Annotated in this window: 29 protein-coding genes and 1 pseudogene; 27 read left to right on the plus strand and 3 right to left on the minus strand. The window is 36.3% G+C overall.

Features of this window, described 5'->3' with window-relative positions:
• Positions 1 to 135 precede the first annotated feature (135 nt).
• Both CSV75_RS12525 and CSV75_RS12540 read left to right on the plus strand, forming a co-directional pair.
• Positions 136 to 1041, plus strand: coding sequence for a chemotaxis protein (locus CSV75_RS12525; protein ID WP_099676096.1), 906 nt, complete (start codon positions 136 to 138; stop codon positions 1039 to 1041).
• Positions 1042 to 2073: 1032 nt separating this feature from the next.
• Positions 2074 to 2601, plus strand: coding sequence for an SMI1/KNR4 family protein (locus tag CSV75_RS12540; RefSeq protein ID WP_158231660.1), 528 nt, complete (start codon positions 2074 to 2076; stop codon positions 2599 to 2601).
• 189 nt (positions 2602 to 2790) lie between these two features.
• Here the strand turns inward: CSV75_RS12540 and CSV75_RS12545 are convergent, their stop codons facing one another.
• Positions 2791 to 3321, minus strand: a complete 531-nt coding sequence (locus tag CSV75_RS12545) for a GNAT family N-acetyltransferase (RefSeq protein ID WP_099676100.1) — start codon at positions 3319 to 3321, stop codon at positions 2791 to 2793.
• Positions 3322 to 3861: 540 nt separating this feature from the next.
• Here CSV75_RS12545 and CSV75_RS12550 point away from each other — a divergent pair.
• The 4 genes from CSV75_RS12550 (at position 3862) to CSV75_RS12565 (ending at position 7585) form a co-directional block, all read left to right on the plus strand.
• A complete protein-coding gene (locus tag CSV75_RS12550) occupies positions 3862 to 4284 on the plus strand; it encodes a VOC family protein (protein ID WP_099676101.1) in 423 nt (140 codons plus the stop codon).
• Positions 4285 to 4419: 135 nt separating this feature from the next.
• Complete coding sequence (locus CSV75_RS16125; RefSeq protein WP_144034783.1) at positions 4420 to 4587, plus strand: Fe3+ hydroxamate ABC transporter substrate-binding protein; 168 nt, start codon at positions 4420 to 4422, stop codon at positions 4585 to 4587.
• Positions 4588 to 5116: 529 nt separating this feature from the next.
• Positions 5117 to 6085 carry an alpha/beta hydrolase family protein gene (locus tag CSV75_RS12560; RefSeq protein WP_099676103.1) on the plus strand — a complete coding sequence of 323 codons (969 nt, stop codon included), beginning with the start codon at positions 5117 to 5119 and terminating at the stop codon, positions 6083 to 6085.
• A gap of 798 nt (positions 6086 to 6883) precedes the next feature.
• A complete protein-coding gene (locus CSV75_RS12565) occupies positions 6884 to 7585 on the plus strand; it encodes an acetylglutamate kinase (RefSeq protein WP_099676104.1) in 702 nt (233 codons plus the stop codon).
• Positions 7586 to 7940: 355 nt separating this feature from the next.
• Here the strand turns inward: CSV75_RS12565 and CSV75_RS12570 are convergent, their stop codons facing one another.
• Complete coding sequence (locus CSV75_RS12570) at positions 7941 to 8882, minus strand: DMT family transporter (RefSeq protein WP_099676105.1); 942 nt, start codon at positions 8880 to 8882, stop codon at positions 7941 to 7943.
• A gap of 121 nt (positions 8883 to 9003) precedes the next feature.
• On the opposite strand from CSV75_RS12570, the gene CSV75_RS12575 reads away from it, so the two are divergent.
• The 4 genes from CSV75_RS12575 (at position 9004) to CSV75_RS12595 (ending at position 13923) form a co-directional block, all read left to right on the plus strand.
• Positions 9004 to 9888: a LysR family transcriptional regulator gene (locus CSV75_RS12575; protein ID WP_099676106.1), complete on the plus strand. Its 885-nt coding sequence runs from the start codon at positions 9004 to 9006 to the stop codon at positions 9886 to 9888.
• 228 nt (positions 9889 to 10116) lie between these two features.
• Positions 10117 to 11007: a cation diffusion facilitator family transporter gene (locus CSV75_RS12580; protein WP_099676107.1), complete on the plus strand. Its 891-nt coding sequence runs from the start codon at positions 10117 to 10119 to the stop codon at positions 11005 to 11007.
• Positions 11008 to 11224: 217 nt separating this feature from the next.
• Entirely contained in the window at positions 11225 to 12661 is a 1437-nt protein-coding gene (gene pdxR / locus CSV75_RS12585) for a MocR-like pyridoxine biosynthesis transcription factor PdxR (protein WP_099676108.1), read from the plus strand.
• 815 nt (positions 12662 to 13476) lie between these two features.
• A complete protein-coding gene (locus CSV75_RS12595; RefSeq protein WP_099676110.1) occupies positions 13477 to 13923 on the plus strand; it encodes a hypothetical protein in 447 nt (148 codons plus the stop codon).
• 300 nt (positions 13924 to 14223) lie between these two features.
• On the opposite strand, the gene CSV75_RS12600 is transcribed toward CSV75_RS12595, so the two are convergent.
• Positions 14224 to 14403, minus strand: a complete 180-nt coding sequence (locus CSV75_RS12600; RefSeq protein ID WP_099636207.1) for a hypothetical protein — start codon at positions 14401 to 14403, stop codon at positions 14224 to 14226.
• Positions 14404 to 14630: 227 nt separating this feature from the next.
• Between CSV75_RS12600 and CSV75_RS12605 the strand changes: the two genes are divergently transcribed.
• The 17 genes and pseudogenes from CSV75_RS12605 to CSV75_RS12695 all read left to right on the plus strand — a co-directional run bounded on the left by CSV75_RS12605 (position 14631) and on the right by CSV75_RS12695 (position 22799).
• The gene (locus tag CSV75_RS12605) at positions 14631 to 15041 is read left to right on the plus strand and encodes a hypothetical protein (protein WP_099676111.1); all 411 of its coding nucleotides are present in this window, start codon (positions 14631 to 14633) and stop codon (positions 15039 to 15041) included.
• A gap of 62 nt (positions 15042 to 15103) precedes the next feature.
• On the plus strand, positions 15104 to 15343 hold the full coding sequence (locus CSV75_RS12610) for an ATP-dependent Lon protease (RefSeq protein WP_099676112.1): 240 nt from the start codon (positions 15104 to 15106) through the stop codon (positions 15341 to 15343).
• An 82-nt stretch (positions 15344 to 15425) separates the two neighbouring features.
• Complete coding sequence (locus CSV75_RS12615) at positions 15426 to 15815, plus strand: hypothetical protein (RefSeq protein ID WP_099676113.1); 390 nt, start codon at positions 15426 to 15428, stop codon at positions 15813 to 15815.
• Positions 15816 to 16812: 997 nt separating this feature from the next.
• Positions 16813 to 17007 carry a hypothetical protein gene (locus tag CSV75_RS12635; RefSeq protein WP_099676117.1) on the plus strand — a complete coding sequence of 65 codons (195 nt, stop codon included), beginning with the start codon at positions 16813 to 16815 and terminating at the stop codon, positions 17005 to 17007.
• Between the two features lie 91 nt (positions 17008 to 17098).
• Complete coding sequence (locus tag CSV75_RS12640) at positions 17099 to 17317, plus strand: TIGR04104 family putative zinc finger protein (RefSeq protein ID WP_099676118.1); 219 nt, start codon at positions 17099 to 17101, stop codon at positions 17315 to 17317.
• Positions 17318 to 17765: 448 nt separating this feature from the next.
• Entirely contained in the window at positions 17766 to 17948 is a 183-nt protein-coding gene (locus CSV75_RS12645; protein ID WP_099676119.1) for a hypothetical protein, read from the plus strand.
• A 314-nt stretch (positions 17949 to 18262) separates the two neighbouring features.
• Positions 18263 to 18712, plus strand: a complete 450-nt coding sequence (locus tag CSV75_RS12650) for a hypothetical protein (RefSeq protein ID WP_099676120.1) — start codon at positions 18263 to 18265, stop codon at positions 18710 to 18712.
• Between the two features lie 120 nt (positions 18713 to 18832).
• Positions 18833 to 19000, plus strand: a complete 168-nt coding sequence (locus CSV75_RS16340) for a hypothetical protein (protein ID WP_158231662.1) — start codon at positions 18833 to 18835, stop codon at positions 18998 to 19000.
• Between the two features lie 71 nt (positions 19001 to 19071).
• A pseudogene (locus CSV75_RS12655) lies at positions 19072 to 19269 on the plus strand (CPCC family cysteine-rich protein); the annotation flags it as partial.
• Between the two features lie 111 nt (positions 19270 to 19380).
• Complete coding sequence (locus CSV75_RS12660) at positions 19381 to 19680, plus strand: DNA-binding protein (protein WP_099676121.1); 300 nt, start codon at positions 19381 to 19383, stop codon at positions 19678 to 19680.
• Between the two features lie 65 nt (positions 19681 to 19745).
• Positions 19746 to 20108, plus strand: a complete 363-nt coding sequence (locus CSV75_RS12665; RefSeq protein ID WP_099676122.1) for a VOC family protein — start codon at positions 19746 to 19748, stop codon at positions 20106 to 20108.
• Between the two features lie 88 nt (positions 20109 to 20196).
• Positions 20197 to 20379: a hypothetical protein gene (locus CSV75_RS12670; RefSeq protein ID WP_099676123.1), complete on the plus strand. Its 183-nt coding sequence runs from the start codon at positions 20197 to 20199 to the stop codon at positions 20377 to 20379.
• A gap of 86 nt (positions 20380 to 20465) precedes the next feature.
• Positions 20466 to 20882, plus strand: coding sequence for a DUF4275 family protein (locus CSV75_RS12675; protein ID WP_099676124.1), 417 nt, complete (start codon positions 20466 to 20468; stop codon positions 20880 to 20882).
• A 188-nt stretch (positions 20883 to 21070) separates the two neighbouring features.
• Complete coding sequence (locus tag CSV75_RS16585; RefSeq protein WP_255406648.1) at positions 21071 to 21211, plus strand: YczI family protein; 141 nt, start codon at positions 21071 to 21073, stop codon at positions 21209 to 21211.
• Positions 21212 to 21330: 119 nt separating this feature from the next.
• The gene (locus CSV75_RS12685) at positions 21331 to 21486 is read left to right on the plus strand and encodes a tRNA U-34 5-methylaminomethyl-2-thiouridine biosynthesis protein (protein ID WP_099676125.1); all 156 of its coding nucleotides are present in this window, start codon (positions 21331 to 21333) and stop codon (positions 21484 to 21486) included.
• A gap of 163 nt (positions 21487 to 21649) precedes the next feature.
• Positions 21650 to 22105, plus strand: coding sequence for a hypothetical protein (locus CSV75_RS12690; protein ID WP_099676126.1), 456 nt, complete (start codon positions 21650 to 21652; stop codon positions 22103 to 22105).
• A 121-nt stretch (positions 22106 to 22226) separates the two neighbouring features.
• Positions 22227 to 22799 carry a GNAT family N-acetyltransferase gene (locus tag CSV75_RS12695; RefSeq protein WP_099676127.1) on the plus strand — a complete coding sequence of 191 codons (573 nt, stop codon included), beginning with the start codon at positions 22227 to 22229 and terminating at the stop codon, positions 22797 to 22799.
• Positions 22800 to 22972 lie beyond the last annotated feature (173 nt).

Below are 22972 nucleotides of genomic sequence, written 5' to 3' on the forward strand. Positions count from 1 at the left end.
TACTAGATTTATTTATATACCCATAGATTGATAGTCAATTGGTGTGATATACTAGTTCTATCGCACCAATGAATTATATATTCTTGAAATACATATATTAGCAATTGATCATATCGTCTGAGAGGGTGGAAGAGCGTGTCCAATGATTCAGGAATTTTATTGGAAAGTGGCACAAATGAGCTGGAGATTGTCGGATTTGAGATGCAAGGGAACCGTTATGGCATTAACGTGATCAAAGTGAAGGAAATTATCATGCCATTGAAAATCACGCCGATTCCCCATGCACATTTTGCGGTGGAAGGAATTATTCAGTTGCGTGGTGAAGTATTGCCCGTCGTCAGTATGGAGAAAATTTTAGGAATGGCTCCATCAAGCCATCCAGAAGATGCAAAGTATATCGTCGCATCATTCAATAAACAAACGGTCGTTTTCCGCGTACATAACGTGACGCAAATCCACCGCATTTCTTGGAATCAAATTGAGAAACCTTCTGGCATTTATGCAGCAGAAAACTCTCAAGTGATTGGCGTCATCAAGCTCGATGGCGATATGTTGCTGTTGCTGGATTTCGAAAAGATCATTGTAGATATTAATCCGGAAGCAGGTATTAACGTGGAGCAAGTGAAGAAGCTTGGGAAGCGTGAACGATCAAATAAACGCATTTTGATTGCGGAAGATTCCCCGTTATTGCGTAAGTTATTGTATGATACACTCAGTGAAGCAGGCTACGCGAATCTCGACTTCTATGAAAACGGTAAAGATGCGTTTGATTATTTGGAGACGCTAGTGGCGGATGGTGTTGATGTGAAGGAGGAAGTCCAGTTGGTCATCACGGATATCGAGATGCCTCAAATGGACGGACACCATTTCACAAAACGAATTCGTGAAACGCCTCAACTTGCGGGACTGCCGATTATCATCTTCTCTTCACTCATCACAGATGACTTGAAGCATAAAGGAGATAGTGTTGGAGCTGACGATCAAGTCAGTAAGCCGGAAATCGCAGAATTGGTATTGAAGATCGATAAGTATATATTGTAAAAAAGACTTACGTGTACTGCTAACGGGTTCGGAACACGGGGAGAAAGCAGTAAATAGCATACCAATTGGGGACGCGATTCGCATATGAATTAGCGTCCTTATTTTTGTACCTATATCCATGCTTAAAGCGGTTATCAGCAAAAAAATAACAACGCAATGGGTAAACCAATAAACAGCAACACGTAAATTTATGTCGCTCTGCTAATTGCACGGCTGATAGGAGTTTCGGACATGGTATTTAAAATAACTGATACCATTGAAGAGAATAAATGATTTTATGAAAAAATAGAGATATAAGAGGTCGGCTTATTCAACAAACGGGCCTGATTGTGAAGTTAAGGATGTGACATGTGATGCTCTTCAGAAAAATGAATGATAGACAAGTATTCAACTCTAAAAAAGGGTTGGTTTTTGGTTTTTTTACGTACATGTTAGTTTCGGCAATCGATTATTTTTATTATTTATTTACATCAACTGGCTTGTTTTCTCCAGTTTTTATTTTTTGGAGTGGATTGTTAGCTTTTTTCATGTTTGAATTGGTTTTAAATTGTAAAGATAGATTAGCTGGAAAAATGTAAGCAATTGAGCGTTACAATTCCAGAATCGGGCGCAATTCTTGACGAAGGATTTGCATCCTTTCCACAATAGGACCATTTTCTAGTAAAGGGAGGTAGTCAATTGTTCAAGTGTACGTTATATTGTTCTACTTGCAATCGAGAGGTTAAACCTGGTGAAGAAATCTATGTGGAAATGAAAGTTCCACAATATGTTGGCATGGTAGAAATAAAAGCGTATTTGAAAAATGAGGGCAAAATTCATTGTACAGATTGTTCTACACACAATTAAATAATGGTAAGTTAATTCAACAATCGGTCCAGAATGTGGAGCAACTCCTTTAAGGAATATTTGATCTCTTTGCAATATTTTAAAGGGGATTGTGAAATTATGTACTTAAAGTAACGAGGCAGTTTAGTTGAACAAGCATAGTATGAATAATGTGAAATGCTTACCATAATTGAGAGGAATCTAGATATGTCTAAATTTTTTTATAATGGAGAGAATTTTTGGAATGAAAAGGTACCACCTGTTAGTGTTGAAGTAATAGTAAAAGCAGAGAAAATGTTGGGAATAAAGTTTCCCGAAGAATATACTTCATTACTGAAAGAGAGTAATGGAGGTACATTATGTTATTATTATGTGGATAAAGAAGGTTTTGAAGAATATAGAATGCAAGAAATGGCAGGAATTGATTTTGAAAATCCAGAAGAGGGAATATTCTCCTTTTGCGATGATATAAAAGAATATTCACTTCCTGAAAGCATTGTAATACTAGCTTGGGAAACTTATCCTCATTCTTGTTTTGCACTTGATTATACGCATTGTACAGAAAATCCACCAGTAGTGTATTTTTATGAAAACTATCCTGAAGAGGGGATAGTATACTCTAAAACAATCGTTGCACCTACTTTTAAAGAATTTTTGAAGTTATTATTTTATCGACCATTATTACCCCCTTCGCAACTAAAGACAAGTTGGAAAAGAGCAAATAAGACAGAGTAATCTACTTCAACTAACGGGTAGCTTTACTTTAAGAACATTGGGCTACTGAGACGGCTCAATGTTCTTATTGAACTAACGGGGCAGGTTAGTTGAAGATGAGAATGAGGGGGTATGTCGCATTGGACACATACTGTGCAACTACTTATTAAATAAAAAGCCTCTACTTCAGGAGAAATAGAGGCAGTAAAATCAATCTGTTTTTAGTTTAGAGAAAATTTTTATGTCAACAAATTTCCCTTTAGATTTTTCACTTTGTCTTAATGTCCCTTCTAAAGTGAAATTTAATTTTTCAAGGACTTTTATAGAACTTATGTTTTCAGGTTCTACTTTGGCTTCAACTCGATTGAGATTTAGAGAATCAAATGCGTAATTCAATAAAGTCGATACAGCTTCTGTTGCGAAACCATTGCCCCAATACTTTTTAGCTATATCGTATCCAATTTCGGCTTTAGCATTCTCAAAATCTAATGAATTATATCCGCATGAACCAATCACTTCATTAGTCTTTAACTCAACTATGGAGAATCGATTCGCTTTATTATCATTAGCGAGTTTATTAATGTGATTAATCATTTCTTTAGCTTGTTCTTCATCCGTAAAATAATCGACGTTCATGAATCTAACAACATCGGGATCAGACCATATTTTGAATAAGCTAGCTGAATCAGCGGTTGTAATTTTTCTTAAATGTATTCGTTCTGTAAATAAATCTTTAATCAATACTTTTACCTCCCAATTAGTGATTTATGGTGGATTAAAAATACTGACATCTATCTGCGCATAGTTCAGTCCTTTCCATGTTTAGGAACAACCTGATTATAAAATATACTCATAATAATGTAAATGTAAAATAAACGTTTCAGTACGAAGATGAGAACTACAAGACAGATTAGGCGTTATAAAGAAAGGGTGATGAATCTTAAAGTATTAGGAGTAACAGATAATCAAACATACTTTGCAACGATATATCCTAAGACTAATTGCATTGGAAACAGATATAGCAGGGGAGAATCGACTATTAGATAAAATTACGAATGAAATCGGAGAAATGAAAGAAAAACACGGAATTCGTTAATGCATATTTCGACGATAATATGTAATAAAGAGAATTGCCTTATTCAACTAACGGGTGCTTTACTTCAAGAAGGAGTAAAGCATTTTTTCTTATTGAACTAAAGGAGCAGGTTCATTCAATAAATATTTTATTTGTTACACCCCATATATAAAAACGTACAAAATAAATTTTTTAGGAGGCATTAGATGAAACCACGGATTTCGGTTATAACATTGGGTGTAGATGATTTGGAAAGGTCATTGAAGTTCTATCAGGATGGACTCGGATTACCAACAGAAGGAATAGTAGGCCAAGAATTTGAGTATGGTGCAGTTGCATTTTTCAATTTACAATCAGGCGTAAAACTCGCCATTTGGAATCGTAAGAATATAGCCTATGACACAAGCATAAATCAGACACCAAAAAGTCCTACCGAATTTACGATTGGTCATAATGTTGGAAGTAAAGAAGAGGTCGATAGGGTAATGGAACAGGCGGAGAAAGCTGGTGCATTTATTACTGTTCCGGCACACGATACCTTTTGGGGAGGGTACTCCGGATACTTCCAAGACCCAGACGGGCATTTGTGGGAAGTAGTTTGGAATCCAGCTTGGGAATTAACAGAATAAGGTTTTATATCACTTCATTTTCAACTAAGGTTGCTTTAGTTCAATATCGATCTTCAACAATCGGGCGCAATTCTTGACGAAGGATTTGCGTCCTTTCCACAATAGGAGCATTTTGTAGTAAAGGGAGGTAGTCAATTGTTCAAGCGTACGTTATATTGTTCTACTTGCAATCGAGAGGTTAAACCTGGTGAAGAAATCTATGTAAAAATGAAAGTTCCACAATATGTCGGCATAGTAGAAATAAAAGCGTATTTGAAAAATGAGAGCCGAATTTATTGTACAGATTGTTCTAAACGCAATTAAATACTGGAAATTATTCAACAATCGGGCGTGGTAATCGAATAACGGCATGCTGAAAATTGGGTCAGATCGTGAAATATTTAAAGTAGCGAATCCGTGATTGTACGAGGAGCGATAATATGAAAAACAGCACTAAAGGAATTATACTACTAAGCACTTTGTCTTTTGTAATGATGGCAATTTTAATTACTACCCAATCGTATTTCAACAATAAGGAAATACGTCTTGCGAGCGAAGGATGTTATGAAGTAGATGGGATACCTGAATTACAAGGGGGCTTTTTGAATTTAAATTATTCGTTTTCTTGCCAAAAAAACGAATGAAAGTATAAAGTATTCGTTTTTCAATTAACGGGCGTGATAACTGAATAAGGATTTCCCACAATCGAGTCGGATTGTTGAATTTGACCGAAAGAAGGGGGCATTACCTGATGATTTTTTATTCAAAAATGGGTGTATTTCGTCGTAATTTTTTATTGATATTGATATTAATAGTTAGTGTAGTGTAGCAATCAATTATGGGGGTGAACAAAGTGGCTGATGAAAAAGTTATTATAGGTTCAGAAACTGCACATCAATTGAACGGAATCTTGACCATTCCTAAAGAAATAAACGGATTATTTCCTGCTGTTGTATTGGTTCATGGTTCTGGTCCAAGCAATATGGATGAAAAAATCGGGAACGTCTATCCATTTAAGGATCTTGCTGTGGGTTTGTCGGAAAAAGGAATTGCAGTATTGCGATATGATAAAAGAACATTTGTATATGGAAAAGAAATGAGAAGTGATAGTACACTGTCGGTAAAAGAAGAATGCATAGATGATGCTATTCTCGCTGCTGATCTTTTGCGAAGGGACTCACGTATTGATTCAAATAAAATTTTTATTATTGGTCATAGTTTAGGAGGAATGCTAGCCCCGAGAATAGATGCAGAGGGCGGGTACTTTGCTGGAATCATTATTATGGGCGGGTCTCCACGCAAATTTGAAGATATTCTAATGGACCAAAATAACGAAGTTTTGAATTCCTTGAATAAGTTTTTGAAAGGCATTGCCAGAAAACAAATTGCAGCATTATCATCAAAGTTTGAGAACATATACAATCTAAGTGATGAAGATGCAAAATCAACTAAAGTTTTGGGGAAACATGTTAGAGCCTACTATTTCAAAGAAATGGGCGAACATCCTTCTACTAATTATCTGAGGGCATTAAATAAACCCCTATTCATTCTGCAAGGAGAGAAAGATTTTCATCTCTCGGTGCAAAAGGATTTTAATGGGTATAAAAAAATATTGGAAGATAAGCCAAACGTTTCGTATAAACTTTATCCAAACCTAAATCATGCCTTTATGCCTTCTGTTTATGGTGAGATACGAAAGGCGAAAAAAGAGTATAAAGTCTCTCAACATGTCGATAGGCAAGTCATATATGACATTGCTGATTGGATCTTTCAACAAGGAGATCTTGATAAAAGTGTAAAAAACAAAAAGGATAAAGTTTAATGGTTAAGAAAATTCGATCAAACGATGCTTATGTAATTAATCAAGAAGAGGCAGTAGATTTTCGGGCGCTATTCTGTAATAAAGGATAGCGCTTATTTTTCTTTTAAAGGGACATTTGATGAAGGAAGAAACCTAGGCAAAGTTGCGTATTTACGTGAATACTAATATGTTGCATGTGAGATATTGCACGTATACTACGGGGAGAAAATAGTAAATAGATACCAATAGGGGACACAATTCGCATATGAATTGGTGTCCTTATTTTTGTACCTATAACACTGCTTAAAGCGGTTATCAGCAAAAAATAACAACGCATTTGGTAAACCAATAAATAGCAACACAGAAATTTATGTGTCTCTGCTAATTGCACGGCTAATAGAAGTATCGAACATTGTATTTGAAATAACTGATACCATTGAAGAGGAAAAATGATTTTGTGAAAAAATAGAGATATTAGAAGTCGGCTTTTTCAACATTCGGTCCAGATTGTGGAAATAAGGCTTATTAAAGCCTTTCTATGGCGAGAGATACAGCAAATTAATAAGGGAGCACCTGTTAATTGCTGTGGAAGCTGTAATGTTTAATCAAGTATTGCTGTGTTTAACAAAATTGAGGCGCAAGCTTTACAAATGGCGGACACAATAACTGATGCGATTGTGAAACAATCCCGAAAAAGTTTCAAATTAAAAGTTGCTGATTTACGAAAGTGAATCATTCAACTAGTAAAGACAAACACCTAATTGAATGATATTACATATAGTAAATTTATAAGAACTAAAGTTTTTGGAGGGATGAATGATGTGGCAAAATAAACAGTGGTATTACGGTGGTTACCCTTATTATCAACGTAGTTGTTTAAACCCGGCATGTTTAAACCCTTATTGTCAATGTGGAGCGAATTGTAAATTTGACCATAATCCTCAATGTCATGAGGGATGGGGTGACAAACCTATTTATAATCAACGGAAAGATAGTTTAAATAATTCCATGCGTTTAGTTTGGTTACAACACGTATACTGGACAAGAATGATAATAAATAGCATTGCTTTTAATTCACCTGATATAGATGCTGTTACCGCACGTCTACTCCAAAACGCTACAGATAATGGAAATTTATTGAGACCTTACTATGGAGATAAAATAGCCGACATGTACAGCAAATTAATAAGGGAGCACCTGGTAATTGCCGCGGAACTTGTCAAAGCTGCAAAAGCCGGTGATCAGAGAGCTGTAGCAGCTATAGATCGAAGATGGCACGAAAATGGAGAAGAAATTGCTGAATTTCTAAGTAAAATAAATCCTTTTATTTCAAAAGATAAATTCCAAGCAATGTTTTTCGAGCATCTGGCTCTTACTAAACAGGAAGCAGTACTTATACTCCAAAACAATATTCAATCAAGTATTGATGTGTTTAACAAAATTGAGGCGCAAGCTTTACAAATGGCGGACACACTAACTAATGCGATTGTGAAACAATTCCCCCAATTTTTTTCAGGATAAGAGTTGTTGATTGCACAATCAGGTATTAAATGGAACTAATTATAATTTCAGTGCCTTATTAATTTAGTTTAACAATGGCAAGAATGTATGCACATAAGAAATATTAACGCTTGTAAGTTAATATCAGTTAATAAAAGCTCATTAGTTATTCAACAAACGAGCGCTATTCTGTAATAAAGAATAGCGCTTATTTTTCTTTTAAAGGGACATTTGATGAAGAAAGAAACCTAAGCAAAGTTGCGTATTTACGTGAATGCTAACATCTCCCAATACACTAAGGAGGCTAGCCGGACCCTTGCAATGAATAATTACATGCCTTTGAATACCCTTTACCATGTTGATCGTGGATAGTTGGCTAGAATTCAGAACCATCAACTGTTTGGTTGAATCTTTTTCTGAAAGGCCGTTTAACAGTAAACTTAGCGGTTAAGATACCAATTAAAATAAGAATTGCCCCTACATATCCTGTAGCTTGTAGTGTTTCCTGTACGAAAATAAAAGCAAATAATGCTGCAAAAACGGGTTCTAATGAAAATATGAGACCTGTATGTGTTGGTGTAGTATACTTTTGTGCGCATGCTTGACCAATAAATCCAATTGCACTGCAAAGTATGCTTAAAGCCAGTATAGAAACCCATGATTCGGTTGTGCCAGGAAGATGGGGCCTTTCGAGAAATAATGAAAATAGCAGCCCCCATGCCCCGGTAAAGCCGAGTTGTATAATCCCGAGTGCGATAGAATCAACGTTTTTCGTAAACCTGCCTGTCACAATGATGAGAATGGCATAAAATAGTGCCCCTAAAATGATTAGGAAGTCTCCCGAATTGATCGTCAATTCATTAGTTAACGTCAATAGAGCAATCCCGGTAATAGAGATGCCCACGCCTAAAATCACGTTGTTTTCAGGTTTTTTTCTAAATAGGATGGCTAGTAACAATGGAACAAATACAACGGAGAGGCTGAATAAAAATCCTGCATTTGAAATAGATGTGAATTTTAATCCGATCGTAACAACAGTAAATAATACGAACAAGATGGACCCTAGTAGAAATCCATAAAACACTGTCTTGAGATCTACACGTATTAACCGCTTGTAGAATACAGCGCCGGCTAATATAAAGGCAATGCCAAAACGTAAGGCTATCAGGTTAAACTCTTGAATAGAACCAAGACCTATTTTTGTAAACAAATAGGATGAACCCCAAAGCATCGTAACAATCAGCATCATGAAATTTGCCTTTAATTGAGTATCTGAACCTATCCCATTTACTACCCCGGACAATTTATTCCGATTCATTTTGATCACCTATCCCATCACGAATTGATTGTTTATAAGTATAGCTGTAAACTGAAGATTAGAAAAATGAATGTTTGTGAAGAATGACATGAATGATTTTCATGCAAGAGGAGGGAGCAAAGTGTCTCTAGTGAAGTTTGAGATATTCAGTACAGTAGTGGAATTAGGGAGCCTAACGAAAGCGGGTGAAACAATCGGTTTAAGTCAATCGGCTGTGAGTCATGCCATAGCCAGCCTTGAATCAGAATGGGGATTTACCTTACTCAATCGAGACCGTTCAGGTATTCAATTGACCCATAACGGAGAGCGCATATTAACATACATACGTGAAATACTAAAATGGAACGAAGAGTTGGGTCAAGAAATAGCCAGTATCAATGGGTTGGAAATTGGTACAGTACGTATTGGTACGATTTCTAGCGTGTCTGTACACTGGTTACCTGAAATCTTGAAAAAATTTACTGACCATTACCCGTCGATCGAAATCAAATTGATGGAAGGGGACTATGACGATGTCGAGCATTGGATCGCAACTGGCTTGGTTGATTTTGGGTTTGTGTCCCTACCGACTTCGCAACACTTTGAAGTGATTCCCTTAAGAAAAGATCGAATGCTCTGTATCCTTTCAGATGAGCATCCTCTTGCCGATCAAAATGAAATTAGTTTTGAAATGATTAAAGGGGAGCCTCTCATCAAGTCGAAAAAAGGGAGTGATAACGATTTAATAAGAATTTTAAAAGAACACCATGTTACAGCTAATATAAAATTTGAACTTACAGATGACCAGGCAATTATTGCAATGGTCGGAAATGGTATGGGAATCAGTATACTTCCTGAAATGGTTTTACATCGGATTCCAACAAATGTTCGAGCCCTTACATTAGAGGGAGAAAATTATCGAACAATTGGTATTGCGGTTTCATCTTTTAAAACCCTTGCTCCATCTACGAAAAAGTTCATTGAATATCTGAAATCATGGCTAAGTGAGCCTCCAAAGTTCGAGTAGCATTAGCTATATCTTCAAAAATGGGGCGCGCTTATGTAATAGATTGATTTAAGATACTGGGGACGCCAGATTGTGAGAAGATGAAAAAAATGTATCAATAAAATATACTTCTTAAAAAAAATGAACTTTTGGCTAGACGTAATCAAAGATTCACGTTGTCTGAAGGCGAGTTTTCATCTTGTGTAACATCGTCCATGATAAATCTCTATGATAGGGGGTTGTATTTTTTTGGAAGAGCAAAGGTATCATAATCTAAAATTAGGTGAAAGAGGAGCCTATCTCAGTATAGTCGCTTATATATGTCTATCCATTTTAAAATTATTTATAGGGTATCTGAGCGACTCTGAAGCCCTTAAGGCAGATGGTTTAAATAATACAACGGATATTATAGCATCGATTGCTGTCCTGATCGGACTAAAATTATCGAGGAAACCCGCAGATAAAAATCATAAATATGGCCATTGGAAAAGTGAAACAATCGCATCGCTGGTTGCCTCTTTCATTATGATGGCAGTGGGTATACAAGTTTTAATTAGCACAGCCACTTCCTTTTTCCAGGGAGGAAAGGAATCGCCAGATATCATGGCAGGATATGTCGGTATCTTCTCCTTTATAGTCATGTACTTTGTTTATCGATACAATAAAAAATTAGCATTAAAAATAAACAGCCAAGCTGTCATGGCTGCTGCCAAAGACAACATTTCAGACGCCTGGGTCAGTATCGGAACTGCTATAGGCATATTCGGATCACAGTTAAATATGCCATGGCTTGATACTTTGACTGCATTAGTAGTAGGATTTCTTATTTGTAAAACAGCATGGGATATTTTCAGAGAGGCTTCTCATGATTTAAGTGATGGTTTTGATGAAAATCAAATTGAAATTTATAAAAAAACTATTCAAACCATAAAAGATGTTCAAAAAGTCAAAGAAATTAAAGGTAGGTATTACGGTAATAATGCAGTAGTTGATATTGTAATTCTGGTTCAACCAAACTTAAGTCTCAAACAAGCACATGACATTTCCACCTTAGTTGAAAAAACATTAAAAGAAAAAAATGATGTATATGATGTTCACGTTCATGTAGAACCAAATACCACGTGTAACGAAGGGGAATAAGCACGGAATAACGGACCATAGTGGGAGAAAATTAGATTGAACTTCGAAAGTTACCTACAAATGGTGGAACAGATGTAGTTGAAATGGCCAAGGTCATTTTTACCTCTTCTATAGAGATACGGATAGTAGGGGATGATATACTAACATGTACTATTTCACTACGAGCATACGACGAAATTTAGTATATTGAAAACATATAAATAGAGGGTGGAGTTTAATGCAATTTATGCTAGACCGTTCAATAAAAAAACCGATGTATAGGCAACTTGCGGAACAAATAGAGAATGGGATACTATCGGGTGATTTATCTCAGGACCAGCCATTGCCATCTGAACGTGAGTTAGCAAAAAAGTTAGGGATCAATCGGAGCACAGTTGTGACGGCTTATGATGAGTTAGAGGCGAGTGGATTAATTGACAGAAAAAAAGGAAGCGGCACGTATATCAATACGGATATATGGGGACTAACTCATAAAAGGGTCCCGAATTGGGGTAGATATGTGGAGGATGGATCATTTCTTCCGAATCTTCCTCTGGTACAGAAACTTCGTAATGAAACGGAGCAAGAAGGAATGATTAACCTATCAAGCGGGGAACTTGCAGCAGATTTACAACCTAACGCCCAATTCGCTAGGATTCTTAAGGATTATGCGTTTGATGCGAATTTAGGGTACGATCATCCTTTAGGCGATGTGGAATTACGGGAGACCATTTGTCAACATGTAAAAACCTATAAAAATATGGTTGTGGAGCCAAACTCCATACTGATTACATCGGGCGCTCAGCAAGCCATCCACCTAATCGTTCAATGCCTGTTAAAACCAGGTGATACAGTAGCCATTGAAGACCCATCCTACGCATTCTCTTTACCGATCTTTCAATCGTTTGGTATTAAAACGCTATTACTCCCAGTTGATCAATATGGCTTAAATCCCGATGATATTGTCGCTTTACAAAGAAAACATCGTATTCGTATGCTTTTTTTAAATCCTGATTATCAAAATCCTACTGGCACAAAAATGTCTCTAGAACGTCGAAAGAGAATATTGGAATTATCCTCAACGTACGGTATTCCCATAATTGAGGATGATCCGTATAATTTGACGTCATTCGATGGGGACATTGGACCCACGTTAAAGTCAATGGATGATAATGAAAATGTTCTATACATTAGTTCCTTATCAAAAGTGGTTGCATCAGGATTACGCATTGGTTGGATTATTGGACCAGAAAAAGTGATTACGCGTTTATCAGACGGCAAACAGCAAATAGACTTCGGTCATAGTGTTTTTCCACAATGGATAGCAAATCAATTTCTAGATTCCCCTCAATTTGATAAACATGTTTCAAATTTAAGGATCCAACTGAAGGAGCGTAGAGATGCGTTAATTTTAGCATTGGACAGTTTAACTAAAAATGAAATTACATATGTAGTGCCACAAGGCGGAATTCATTTATGGTGTAAAATACATCACGAAATGGATGAATATAAGTTACTTGAAGAATCTATGAAAAATGGCGTTTCATTTGTACCTGGGAGACTAATGGGTTCAAAAAATGGATACGTACGGTTTACTTATGGTAAAGGTAACGGAGCTTCCATACAAGAAGGCATTTCAAGGTTCGCCTCCGCGCTAAGAAGTTATAGGGGATAATGTTTGAAGAATACCAATGAATTTTTGGCTGCCACATTTGCTCCCTAGAATTGTGTCGTTGTCGTACTGTAACGTCAACCACATAATTCAGGGAACGATGATGAATAATCCACCCCTCAGTCAAAAAGTCTTCAGGGAAGAATCTACAGAATGTATTAGTGAAATACGAACGTATTCAGTGGGCGTAGACGGTTCCTGAGATTTGAAAAAACATATGCCTTTTCACTGGACCTGAACCGTCCACCGATGTTAATAAAATATAAATATAGATACAAGAGTCAATATAACAATAACTGGGAGTGATAAAACATAAATCCACAGCAAATTGGAAAAACTTTTTTTACTACTGTAATCTTTATTCATAGAATTAGCAGTGGATATGGTCAAAATTAGCCCGACCGCTAAAATAATGACCACGAGAATCATTGATGCAATAAGGAACACCTTTACGCCTTCCTCCTTTTTAGAAATACATTTCTTCATTCTATACATTATAATTCTATAATACAAAGCATTTTCGGGGACCATCCACTTGGGGGTTATTTAAACCAACCACTTTTAATGTAGCGGGTATCTTGTCGTTGAGTACCAGTCACTCACATAACTATAAATGTAAAAGAGATTAAATTAAAAAGGACATCTGCAATTGGGCGCGATTCTGTAATAAGATTAAGCGCTGCATTTCAGTATGAGGATCAATTTTTGTGAAAACATTTGTCTAAGCGTTCTAATTATTTGTTTTGCACTTTCTGATATATACATACAATCCCTTGTCTACCTTTATGAATATCGTAATTGTAGGGGGGTGAAATAGTATGTGCAAAAAGAAAAAAACAGGTTGCCGTTGTAAGTGTAAAAAGAAATGTCCACAACAATTAACCCGGTGTGAAGGAAGTCAATGTCAACAAATCAGAAGTCGGATTGCTTCAGAGGGTTATGATGCTGCTACTAATATAGTTTATAACTACACTCAATTAAACAGATGCTTTCGCCAAGCAGTTGAATATTGTCAGAGTTTAGGGGATCCTTTTCGTATCGCTACTATAAGCGAACTGGAACTACTCGCTCATCTGTTCACATATATCGATGATGATGGCAATTTAAAAAAATGCCCTACATTAGTTTGGAGCAGAGATGTAAATGGGCAGCCCATTATTGTTCGCATTGCGCCATGTAACGGTGGGCAAATCAAGATTGTAAGAAAATCAAATCTAAAAAAATGTAAGGTTCAAGTTATTTGTGTCGCTCCTGCGGGAGGGTAACTTTATATTACAAATACTAGGGACAATGCAACAATCAGGTGCGATTGTTGAATGAAAAAATGCTCAGGCTTCTATGCCTAAGCATTTTTTCTTGCTTTTTCTACTATCAATTCGGTTACAAATCATACGCTAAATGGATTGTTAATTGGGTTACGTTTTCGTGTTTTCTCTCCACCTACCGAACCCGTTAGTGTACTACGGAATTCTTTTTTTTGTTCCCTCAAAATAACGCGCCACTTCCCATGAAAGAGGAAAGCAGCGCGTTAGTTGTACTATGGAATTGTGCAGTAAGCAACTAGATTATTTATTGTCGTCAGATACATTCTCTTTGTGTTCTTCTGGAGTATCTTCAGTAGATGTTTTTTTCCTAATATCATAATACTTTTCCGCACCGATTCCGCCTTCGCCAATCATTTTGGAAATTTCCTTCGACCGCATTTCGTTCTTTCTGATAATCTCTTGTCTGTCATCTTTAGTCATTTGTAATTCCTCCTTATACTAAACAATAGTGTTCTTTTTAAGAAAGAGAATGTGACTCTATTCCATTTTATCATATACGTATGAACAATTCGAATTATTGCATATATCGCTAATTTTTATTGTAGAATAGTACCTAACCGGTATGTAATATTTGGAAGTGGTGGTATATTCATTGGAAGTGTTTATGCAATGCTTATGGAATTAACTTGAAAGGGGACGTATATAAAATGAGGAAATTATTCGTGTTGCTGATAGTTATGGGTGTGTTGGTAGGGTGTGGCGAGAAGCAATTATCCTATTCTGATGTGACCATCGCCCAAGTGAATGCAGATGTGAAAAGTTTCATTGACGGTATAGAAACTTCTGAAGGGCCTGAGGGAAATGGCATCTATATGTTCAATGAAACAGAAGTAAAACGATATTTGTATCTAAATCAAGATTTCCTGGAAAGTGGCAAAGGATTTGGCGATATGGAGATTAAAACGGATGAGAACTCTATCCAGATATACTTGCAGGAGAATGATGAACCGACAGAAGACGAGTATAAGTTATACAACCTTACATTGGATCGAAAATATGAATATATGCAAGTATTTAAAAATGATGAAGAAACACATTTCCAACTGATTGGATTATGACACAGAAGGAATCATAGTGGCGGCAAATCTGTCGCTACATGCGGAGTACGAGGAGAGATGGTATGAAGTTGGTAGGGTGTATTTTAGTGGCGGGGATTTTAGGAGTTTTGGCGTTTACGGGACCTATAGGTTGGTATATGTTAGCTGCCATCATCGTCGGAGTGATTTTCAGGTCGTTTTGGTTGTTGAAGGAAATACATCAACATACCGTCCCAGTCGATGCGTACGATGGCGTGAAGGGTGCATACGAGAGATATATTCTTGAACGAGAGGAACGGGAAAAGTCGGAGCAAGATGGTTGAGGCTAGAACTTCAGTTGGGAAGAAGTGAATGACACAGCGTGGTGTATGTGTATCGACAGTTTGTGGGAATGGGTGAGCGCGTGTGAAATGGATTGGCATGATCGTGGCGGTACTTGTAGTTATGGTGTCTGTGTGGATCGTTGTGAATAAATCCTACTATCCTTCTCTACCAATAGAAAATCTATCGGCGAAAGAAGTCATCAGACAATTGAATGATTCCGATCAAAAGATTGTAGAAATTGCTGCAGAGGAAGACTCCGCGTGGTATATCACAAGAAGCCAGAACAAAGGTATTTCAATAGCTGATGAAACGATTAAAGAAATGATCGGCTCTAAAGGGTGGGCATTTAAAACAAAAGAGGGTTCAGGCCTTTTCTTTGAAAAAGAAGGTGAAACCTTGCTCGTTACGACGCAAATGTGGACGAAAAAGTATGTTCTGGTTCATGTGTCAAATCAGTTTAAGGAAATGTGAAGTGGTTGTGCTTTTGATATGAATTTGATGAGCTAGAAAATGATGTGATTGTCGTACAACGTATACAAGGAACCGGCCAATTTAATATAGTTAGGGTTTTTTTAGAGATTGCAAATTTTAGCAGACAAAGGTTGTGAGAAAATGAAATCTATATTCTATTTACTCATATTGATTTCAATTATATTGGCTGTGGTTACATCTAGTTTAAATATTCATACGGATAGTAAATCTGTGATCTATGGATTGTCAGCGGTAGGTTTAATTTTAGGAGCATACTTCAGTATTAAAAAACCAAAGGAAAATAAAGGATTTTAGAAAGTATATACTTCAACCAACGGGGACCATTGTTGAATAAGAATTATGCCTAAATCGGGTCATTTTACAGAATAGAGAGGAGATAAAATGACAAAACAATGGACGTACTTCTTAGGTTTCTTTGTACTGTTTCCAATATTTTTCATGATTATCTCATTCTTATGGAAATATGTTTTCAGAGGCATTGAGCTAGGGGAAGTGTTAACGGACACCTTAGGCATATTGGCGATTTTTTATTTTATAGTGAGTGTCTTCTTTAGTTTTCGGATGCGGCTGCAATGACACATTGCGTTATACCTGAATCTGGCGCGATTGTTGCACAAGTGATCGCGACTATATCGCAATCGGACCAGATTGTTAGAAAAGGGGAGAGTAAGTTGGATAATAATAAACATCCTAAAAACCTTATTATCGTACGATTGGTAGCGACAACATTCATACTTCTGTCTTTAATATTGCCGTACTTCGGGTTAATGGAGCATAGTACAACTCCAATTGTGATTTTCATAATACTTTTTGTTTTTTACGTTATGGAAAATAAATATTGTGAAAAGACCGCGAGTGAATAGGTTTATACAAGAAGTTTTATACAAGAATAGGGCGCGATTCTTGTATAAGGGACCTGCACCCTATTAAGTAATAGGGCCATTTTGCGAAATAATTTATGCTTGGAGGGGAAGCAATGAAAAATGCATTTCTAATTCTTGGTATGAGTATGACAATAATCGTTGGTGGAGGATTTCTTATTCATTTAATAAGAGATTCTGACTTTTACATAGCTGAATTCATAGTAGGGATTATAGGCATAATTATGTTAATTTCTGTGATATTTCTTAAAGGCGGATCGAAATCTCCTGACAATAAATATGTGCAATAAACGGGGGTGTTTGCTGCACGAGTAATCGCCCTAATATCGCAAACGGGCCATTTTCTGAATATAGGGTGATGGAGAAGAGGAGGGGATAATTATGCCACGGTGCACTAACTGTAATTATAAGTGGAATGCCAAAGACATAATCGCTCTTGGATTTTCAAAGAAGGGAAAAGACTGTCCCAATTGTGGTGACAGACAATACATCTCTGCTGAATCGCAGAGATTATTAACTTTTGGATGGTTAAGTCTAATATTTGTTCCGTTTATTATTTCTAAAATTGAATTAAATGGAATAGATGAGCCCGTTTGGTAATTCCATAAATGGACGCGATAACTAAATAAGGATTTTCCACAATCGGGCCAGATTGTCGAGCAAATTGGAAAGATAATCTAGGTGATTAGGGGTGTTACTTTGAAAAAAATGATTTTAACTATACTGCTTTTCATAAACATATTGTATATAGCTAATTACCTTATTAATTTTGAAAGTTTCACATTAAATATTTTGTGGCTGATCTTTTTTATCGCCAGTATATGTGTATCCCTTATTTTCCTCTTTAATTCAAAGGAAAGGTCAGATTACAGACCTTTAATCTTATCGGTTATGGTTTTAGTAATTAGTATTGGTTCGCTAGGGTCATATGGTTTTCTATATTTTATAACACATCTTATGGGTTAACTTTTTTCTCGCAATAGGGTGCGATAACTGAATAAGGATTTTCCATAATTGGGCCATTTTGCAGATAAATGGGGGTGTTTTGATGAAAAAGAAATCTCTCTTTTACTGGCGAATATTCGTACTTGCCGTTATGCTCTTGCTTTTTTTAACGAAAGTAATAAGTCTAGACACCTATTTAACCATGATAGGTGGAATACTAGTCTTTGTCGGCATCCCTGAGATTATAAAGGCAATAAAGGAAAAAGACAGAAAAGAAAATCCATAAACGGGAGCGATCCTTGTATAAGGGATCTGCACCCTATTCAGTAATCAGGCCATTTTATTAAACGGGAAAGGCTGAAGTAAATGAGTGACAGAATTAAAATAAACGCTAAGTTTTTGAGCGTGCTGTTTCTACTTGTTGGTTCAACTTTACTTGTACAAGTAAGCCTTAGGAGTTTTACTGACTTGCCGAGAATGGTTCCATCGGTATTACCTGTGATAACTTGGATTATTCTCATCGTGTGGTTTTACTTCTACAAACGAATAAGGGATTAGAAGGAGGAGATTATCATCAAACATTTTATAGGTGCTTTACTAATGACTAGCCTTTTGCTCTTATCTGCTTGCACTGAAGAGAATAATACAAATTATTTCCCAACACCAGAAGCTGCTTTGGAAGATCTGATTCAAAGCGAAGGAATTAAAGGAAGTATTGACTTGATAACTACAACAGACGAAATGGAAATATTAGTGATTGAACAAAATAAAAACAGTTATTTTGTAGCTGAATTGCTAGAAGATAAAAAAGGCTACACTGCCAATAGAATATCAGCAAATGTAGTGATGGAGCTAGGGGGAAGTTGGGAGTTAAAGACCAATTCGAAACACAAGTACACCATCTTTTTTGAAAAAACACAAGAGAATCAAAACTTCTATCCTTTATCGAATGAGGATTATTATATATCACTTGTAGAAGGCCATCAGGTATTAAAAGAAGACTCCATTACTAGGAATTCAATAAAAGATATTAGAGCGGTAAAGGATTAACTACGTGATGGCTAGTGGTCACTAACAATATATTCGATTATCAGGTGCAGTTGTTGAATGAGGACAGGACACTGCAAACATATGAAGTGTTAAAGACTCAACTAGTAGGGGATGATTGGCGTGTGGAAAAAGATACTACTAATTTTAACGGTGGCACTAGGCGGAGTTATGCTATCAGTCACGATTGACAGTTTGGGAGATCAAGATAATAATACCATGCATCTAGTAGGTGGATTGCTGTTGTTCATGGGAATACTAACACTTTTTCAATTGAATAGAAAAGGATAGTCAATTATCATACGAGATTGTCAAAGCTGAAAAAGTGTTGGAATGATACGAAATATTCATTCTCCTGTTAAGGATATAAAACATTAGATGAAAAGCCATCCGACGCTTTCGATATTTGCGGTATTTGTTTTTGGGAAGACGATAACGTTCAATTTGATGATCCAGACTATACTGGCGGAGCTAATGAGCCGTCGTTACGAGAAGCACAAAAGAATTTTATCGAATTTGGTGTAGCAGAAAACAGATGTGGGTTGGAAACCATTATATAATCAGAAGTTATTTTAGAATCGAGTGCGATTCTATAGCAAGGAATTGCGTTTGACCTACATAAGGGCCACTTAATTACATACAGTATGTTGAAAAAAATGGGGGATAACAATATGGAATTTGATTTAATTTGGATTGGATTAGGAATTGCTGCAGCTGGATATTTTATAGGAGATGGGCTCAAAAATTTTAAAAATCCGAATGCTAAAGATAGTCTCAGCGAAATCTTTAGCGATGATGATGAACACGAATTGATAAGGGAAAATAATGTTCATTACTTCATGGGGATTTCCAAAGAAGATGCGAAACACTTGATTCAAGAATATCCAAACATACCACGCGTAGTTATAAATAATAAAATATATTACCCTAAAGCAAAACTTCGTAAATGGTTATCTGATTTAGGGGCGTGAACGATCTAGTAATTTGGCCAAATTGTTCGATAGGTAAAGTTATCAATACAAAGGGGGAGAGGTAAATGATTCTTGGATTGCATCATGCGCAGATCACAATTCCGAAAAATGCAGAAGAGGAAGGTAAGTATTTTTATTGTGATGTATTGGGATTGAAAGAAGTAGAAAAGCCAGAGTCACTTACTGGTCGTGGAGGATTTTGGTTAAAAGTCGGCGACAGAGAGGTTCACGTAGGCACAGAAGACGGTTTTAACCGATTAACAACAAAAGCGCATTTAGCTTATCTGGTAGAGGACATCTTACATTGGAAAGGCGTGTTAGAACAACATACGATTCAAATCATTGAAGGCGTACCAATTCCAGGTTATGACCGATTTGAATTTAGAGATCCGTTTGGGAACAGAGTAGAGATGATTCAAGAATTATAAGTACAGGGTTCAGCAAATGGAAGCAGTTGTTGAATAAACACCGTACCAGCAGCGGGGAAGCTTTGTATAAGGAATGGAGTGAGAGTTAATGGCAAGTCAGGTTTTTGGGATGATTATTCTCTGGATTATAGGATTATTCATTCTTTATCTAGTGATCTATAAAGCAGTCAAAGAAGGAATTAACAAGTCTGTAGTGGGACAGTCAATAGAAAGAACAGCCGAGCCTGTAGTAAATAAAAAGTCATTTATTGATGATGATTTAGATAATTAAAAGGTTTACATGCAAATGAGTGCAGTTGTGGAAGATGAATTATTCCCGATTAGCGAACAAGAAATTGGAGAAAGATAGGTTGAAAAATGGAGAATACCGATTTAAAAGTATTAGAAATACCAAAGTGGGGGCGCTATTTACGAGGGAAATGGCTTGAAAACTTTGCTGGGCATCTAACACATGATGAACAAAAGGAAATATACATGTATTCATTTCTTTGGCATTTATGTAGTTATGAAAAAACGGTATGTCTTGAAAAAGAGGAGGCAGTAAAAGCATTTGAGAGGCTAAAAAAGCATAAATGTACAATTTTTTATCAATTTATACATGATGGATTCTTAGTTCAAAACGCAGAAAATCTCAAAGTACATGATTTACCGTATGACGAAGAGGGAGACCTGGATTATAGAGATCTGTACGTAATGGATTGGGAAGGTAAATGGACATTTATTATAACGCATGAAAACAATTGTCTCGGACCGTATTTTATTCAAAACTCCTAAACTCGATTTAGTAATGGGGTGCAGTTCTGTGGAGATATTTGCGCTTGTTCAATAATAGGGCCATTTTGTTTAAGAAGAAAAAGGGTGTGGGTTATTTGCTGATTTTATTACGTTTAGTTTTCGCAGGCCTAGCTGCGTTATTTGCGGGATATGGAATTATCACTCAAGACTTTAGGCTATCTCCGTATATGATACTGTTTTTAGGTTTAGCGCTATTGGTTATGGGGTTAGAGGAGTTTCAAAAAGATCGAAAAGTGTCTGGCTCTTTTTGTATTGTTGTTTTTTTATTTTCGTTATATGTTTCAATCGAGGGGGTTATATTGAATTAGCGGGTGCAGTTGTTGAACAAACGGGTGCGATAACTAAATAAGGATTTTCCACAATCGGCAATTTAGTATTATTGTTCAGTGATACATTCCCCATATTCCAAAATGAGGGAGTATTAAATATGTCTAAAAATATAATGTTGTTAATTTCAGGAATCTTATTTGGTTGGTCAGTAATTAGTATCATTACAAAAAACTTCGACGGGGATTTCTTGCTTATACTACTGTTGGGCGTTTCTATAGGATATGGCGTCGGGAAAAAAGAGCAAAAAGATTAACTTTCTTTGTAACTCATTGCTATAAATATGTGCAATTCTTTGATAAGAATTTGCTCACGTTTCAGTAAAAGAGCCAACTTGTCGCATAGAATGATTTATAAAAAAGAGATGTGAATTTCGGATAGTAGAGAAAAATAGAATACAACGTTTGAGGAGGGATAAAGTGGATGTATCGGAATGGGATATACAAGAAGTAAAGCAACTTAAGAAATTGCAATTGGTACAATTCAGTATAGTGATGTTGGGTATATTTACCCTGTCTGTTCTTTATGTAAAAGCAGAATGGCCACTTTCTATTTTCTTGACATTAACTTGCATACTATTATGGTTTTTCGCTGTACACGCACTTTATATCCTCATAACAGAAAAAACAACGGGCACCAAAACAAATAAGCTTGTTCAGGCATTTGATAAAGATCGTTGGGGAAAGAAGCGATGGAAGAGAAAAAAGATAACTGAGGTTGTTATTCTCAGCATCGCAAGCAGTATGTTCACAGTATTCGCCATTACTCTAAACACTAGCTCCGAATCGCTACAATTTTATAACCTCTTGCCATTTATCGGAGCTTGGATTGGTTCTACCTTGGGTACTATGGCTAGAATTAGTAATTTAGAATAGGTATATACCATTGTCTTATAGATCATCAAAATTTTAATTAACTTGTTAAATTCGTTAATAATGTAAATCAGTAATTAATAATAGAGTCAATATATGCTACTACTAAATCTGGAGGATACGTATGAATGAGATTTTATTGCAAGGTGTTCAAGTTACGCTGAGACCGATGAAAAAAGATGATGTAGAAGCTCTTTACGGTGTTGCGCAAGATGAGCGAATATGGACGCACATGACTATTTCAATGAAGACCCGATACGACATGGAAAAATACATTCAAGCAGCTCTCAGTGCAAAAGAGCTTGGGAGTGAGTATCCATTTGTTATTATTCATAATGAATCAAACAAAATCATTGGTTCAACTAGATTGATGGATATTGCTTTGGCACATAAGCGCTTGGAAATTGGAAACACTTGGCTACACCCTGAGTTTTGGCAAACTTCCATCAACACGGAATGTAAATATTTGCTGTTTACTCATTGCTTTGAAGAATTACAAATGAATCGTGTCCAAATGAAAACCGATCATGAAAATATTCGTTCCCAACGAGCAATTGAACGCATTGGTGCTATAAGAGAAGGCGTTCTTCGCAATCACATGATCCGGATAGACGGAACAATTCGTCACACTGTCATGTTCAGTGTTACCAAGGAACAGTGGGCGAGTGTGAAAGAAAGTATCAAAGCCAAAAGGTAAGGATTCACAGTGATTAGGGGTGTTAACTTGAAAAAAATGATTTTAACTATACTGCTTATAATAAACATACTTTATATAGCTAATTTCCTTACTAATTTTGAAAGTTTCACATTGAATATTCTGTGGCTGATCTTTTTTATCGCCAGTATATGTGTATCCCTTATTTTCCTCTT

This window comes from Sporosarcina sp. P18a, assembly GCF_002743135.1.
In the GTDB taxonomy this organism is placed as follows: Bacteria; Bacillota; Bacilli; order Bacillales_A; family Planococcaceae; genus Sporosarcina.

Bases quoted from the DNA above. Each gene is read 5' to 3' on its own strand.
- CSV75_RS12540 (WP_158231660.1), top strand. From the start codon at position 2,074: ATGTCTAAATTTTTTTATAATGGAGAGAATTTTTGGAATGAAAAGGTA.
- CSV75_RS12550 (WP_099676101.1), top strand. From the start codon at position 3,862: ATGAAACCACGGATTTCGGTTATAACATTGGGTGTAGATGATTTGGAA.
- CSV75_RS12565 (WP_099676104.1), top strand. From the start codon at position 6,884: ATGTGGCAAAATAAACAGTGGTATTACGGTGGTTACCCTTATTATCAA.
- CSV75_RS12570 (WP_099676105.1), bottom strand. From the start codon at position 8,882: ATGAATCGGAATAAATTGTCCGGGGTAGTAAATGGGATAGGTTCAGAT.
- pdxR (WP_099676108.1), top strand. From the start codon at position 11,225: ATGCAATTTATGCTAGACCGTTCAATAAAAAAACCGATGTATAGGCAA.
- CSV75_RS12595 (WP_099676110.1), top strand. From the start codon at position 13,477: ATGTGCAAAAAGAAAAAAACAGGTTGCCGTTGTAAGTGTAAAAAGAAA.
- CSV75_RS12600 (WP_099636207.1), bottom strand. From the start codon at position 14,403: ATGACTAAAGATGACAGACAAGAGATTATCAGAAAGAACGAAATGCGG.
- CSV75_RS12605 (WP_099676111.1), top strand. From the start codon at position 14,631: ATGAGGAAATTATTCGTGTTGCTGATAGTTATGGGTGTGTTGGTAGGG.
- CSV75_RS12610 (WP_099676112.1), top strand. From the start codon at position 15,104: ATGAAGTTGGTAGGGTGTATTTTAGTGGCGGGGATTTTAGGAGTTTTG.
- CSV75_RS12635 (WP_099676117.1), top strand. From the start codon at position 16,813: ATGAAAAATGCATTTCTAATTCTTGGTATGAGTATGACAATAATCGTT.
- CSV75_RS12640 (WP_099676118.1), top strand. From the start codon at position 17,099: ATGCCACGGTGCACTAACTGTAATTATAAGTGGAATGCCAAAGACATA.
- CSV75_RS12645 (WP_099676119.1), top strand. From the start codon at position 17,766: ATGAAAAAGAAATCTCTCTTTTACTGGCGAATATTCGTACTTGCCGTT.
- CSV75_RS12650 (WP_099676120.1), top strand. From the start codon at position 18,263: ATGACTAGCCTTTTGCTCTTATCTGCTTGCACTGAAGAGAATAATACA.
- CSV75_RS12660 (WP_099676121.1), top strand. From the start codon at position 19,381: ATGGAATTTGATTTAATTTGGATTGGATTAGGAATTGCTGCAGCTGGA.
- CSV75_RS12665 (WP_099676122.1), top strand. From the start codon at position 19,746: ATGATTCTTGGATTGCATCATGCGCAGATCACAATTCCGAAAAATGCA.
- CSV75_RS12670 (WP_099676123.1), top strand. From the start codon at position 20,197: ATGGCAAGTCAGGTTTTTGGGATGATTATTCTCTGGATTATAGGATTA.
- CSV75_RS12675 (WP_099676124.1), top strand. From the start codon at position 20,466: ATGGAGAATACCGATTTAAAAGTATTAGAAATACCAAAGTGGGGGCGC.
- CSV75_RS16585 (WP_255406648.1), top strand. From the start codon at position 21,071: ATGATACTGTTTTTAGGTTTAGCGCTATTGGTTATGGGGTTAGAGGAG.
- CSV75_RS12685 (WP_099676125.1), top strand. From the start codon at position 21,331: ATGTCTAAAAATATAATGTTGTTAATTTCAGGAATCTTATTTGGTTGG.
- CSV75_RS12695 (WP_099676127.1), top strand. From the start codon at position 22,227: ATGAATGAGATTTTATTGCAAGGTGTTCAAGTTACGCTGAGACCGATG.